The organism is Dietzia aerolata, from assembly GCF_014144865.1.
GTDB lineage: Bacteria > Actinomycetota > Actinomycetes > Mycobacteriales > Mycobacteriaceae > Dietzia > Dietzia aerolata.
This window is the reverse complement of sequence record NZ_JAALDM010000111.1, coordinates 1-2,311: the sequence shown is the minus strand read 5'-3', so window position 1 is coordinate 2,311 and position 2,311 is coordinate 1. Positions and strand designations below refer to the sequence as shown.

2 protein-coding genes are annotated in these 2,311 nt (G+C 72.8%); both read right to left on the bottom strand.

The features are described from left to right. Positions 1-33: 33 nt before the first annotated feature. The gene (locus tag G6016_RS07345; RefSeq protein WP_182632017.1) at positions 34-1,212 is read right to left on the bottom strand and encodes a CaiB/BaiF CoA transferase family protein; all 1,179 of its coding nucleotides are present in this window, start codon (positions 1,210-1,212) and stop codon (positions 34-36) included. A gap of 94 nt (positions 1,213-1,306) precedes the next feature. Continuing rightward, positions 1,307-2,311, bottom strand: a 1,005-nt coding sequence (locus G6016_RS07340) for an aldehyde dehydrogenase family protein (RefSeq protein ID WP_182632016.1), incomplete at its 5' end; no start/stop codon positions are given.

Genomic DNA, 2,311 nt, shown 5'->3' with positions numbered 1-2,311 from the left:
GCCCGGCGCAGGGCCGGACGCGTGGGCGGGGCGTCAGATGACGCCACGGGCGGCCAGGTCGGCCAGGCGCGCGTCGTCCATCCCCAACAGGTCGCCGTAGACGGCCGCGTTGTCGAAGCCCGGCTCAGGGGCCCCGCCGCGCCGCACCTCGCCGGGGGTGTCCGTGAGGACGGGCACGATGCCGGGGCCCAGAACCGTGTCGTCCACGCCGGGCACAGTGTGTGGCACCAGCATGTCGCGGGCCAGGAACTGCTCGTCCCGCACCACATCGGCCACGGTGTTGACCGGGCCCACCACCACGCCGGCCCGGTCCAGGGTCTCGCGGATCTGCTCGGCGGTCAGCGCGGCGGCCCAGTCGGCGATGATCGCGTCGATCTCGTCCTGGTGGATCCCCCGCGCGGAATGGTCCACGAAACGTGGGTCGTCGGCCAGCTCGGGGCGCTCCATCGCGCCACACAGGCGCCGGAACACGGTGTCCTGGTTGGCGGCGATGATCACCCACAGGCCGTCCGAGGCGCGGTACAGGTTGGACGGGGCGATCCCCTCCAGCCGGGTGCCCGACGGGCCTCGCACCACGCCGGCCGCGTCGAAGTCGGGGATCACCGACTCCTGTACCGCCAGACAGGACTCGGTGAGCGCCACGTCCACCACCTGGCCGCGGCCGGTGGTGGTGCGAGCCAGCAGCGCGGCGAGGACGCCCTGAACGGCGAACATGCCGCCCAGGGTGTCGCCGATCGACAGGGCCATGCGCGGTGGCGGCTGGTCGGGGAAACCGTTGAGGTGCCGGAGCCCCGAGACGCCCTCGGCGACGGAGGCGTACCCGGCGCGCGTGGCCTGCGGACCGGTCTGGCCGTACCCCGACACCCGGCCGATCACCAGGCGCGGGTTGATCGCGTGCAGCTCGTCGGGGCCCAGGCCCCACTTCTCGAGGGTGCCGGGGCGGAAGTTCTCCACCACCACGTCCGCCCGCGCCACGAGGTCGCGGAAGACCGCCGCGCCCTCGTCCGAGCGCAGGTCGAGCGTGACGGACTCCTTGTTGCGGGCGTGGACCGTCCAGAAGTGCCGGCGGCCGTCACGCTCGCCCTGCCCCCAGGTGCGCAGCGGGTCGGGGCGCCCGGGGTCCTCGATCTTGATCACCCGGGCGCCCATGTCGCCGAGCAGGCGGCCGGCGAACGGTCCGGCGATGAGCGTGCCCAACTCGAGCACCACCATCCCCGCCAACGGGCCGGTGCGCTCCTGCGTCGTCGACTCCACGTGCCGCTCCCTCCTCACCGCGCGCCACCCGGCGCGCGTCGCCTGCGTACGCCTAGAACCCTAGGTGGACGGTCTTCTCCTCGGTGAAGGCCTCCAGCCCGCTCACACCGAGCTCGCGGCCGATACCACTGGCCTCGCGGCCGCCCCACGGCAGCGACGGGTCGGGCACGCCCCAGCCGTTGACCCACACCGTGCCGACGCGCAGCTGCGGGATCACCGAGTGCACCGTGGGCAGGTCTTGCGAGAAGATGAACGCGTTGAGCCCGTACTGGGTGTCGTTGGCGATCCGCACGGCCTCGTCGGCGTCGGAGAAGGTGATCACGGTGGCGACGGGGCCGAAGATCTCCTCGCGGGCGATGGTGAGCGAGTTGTCGCCGCGGAAGACGGTGGGTTCCACGAAGTAGCCGCGGTCGCCGACCCGCGCGCCGCCGGTGACCAGATCCGCGCCCTCGGCCTTACCCTTCTCGATGTAGCCGAGGATCCGCTCGAACTGGCGCTCGTTGACGATCGTGCCCTGCGTGCTGGCCGGGTCGAACGGGTCACCCACCACACTGCCGCGCGCGAACTCGATCAGGCCCTCGACCACCTGGTCGGCGATCGACTCGTGCACCACGACACGCGTGCCGGCCGCGCACACCTGGCCCTGGTGGTAGAAGTTGCCCATCGCGATCCACGGCATGGCCGAGGCCAGATCGGCGTCCGGGAAGACGAGCTGCGGGGCCTTGCCGCCGAGCTCAAGGGTGACCTTGCGGAACTTGTCGCCGGCCAGGGACTGGATCTGGCGGCCCACGCGCGGGCTGCCGGTGAAGGTGATCTTGTCGATCCCCGGGTGCGCGGCCAGGGCGGCACCGGCCGTCTCGCCGAGCCCGGTCACCACGTTGAACACCCCGTCCGGCACGCCCGCCTCGGCCAGCAGGTCGGCCAGGCGCAGCGGCGCCAGGGAGGCGTCCTCGGCGGGCTTGAGCACCACCGAGCAGCCGGCGGCCAGGGCCGGCGCGACCTTCCACGAGGCCACCACGGTCGGGTTGTTCCACGGGGTGATGGCGCCCACCACGCC

Coding starts and splice junctions, on each gene's coding strand:
- G6016_RS07345 (WP_182632017.1), bottom strand. CDS start 1,212: ATGGTGGTGCTCGAGTTGGGCACGCTCATCGCCGGACCGTTCGCCGGC.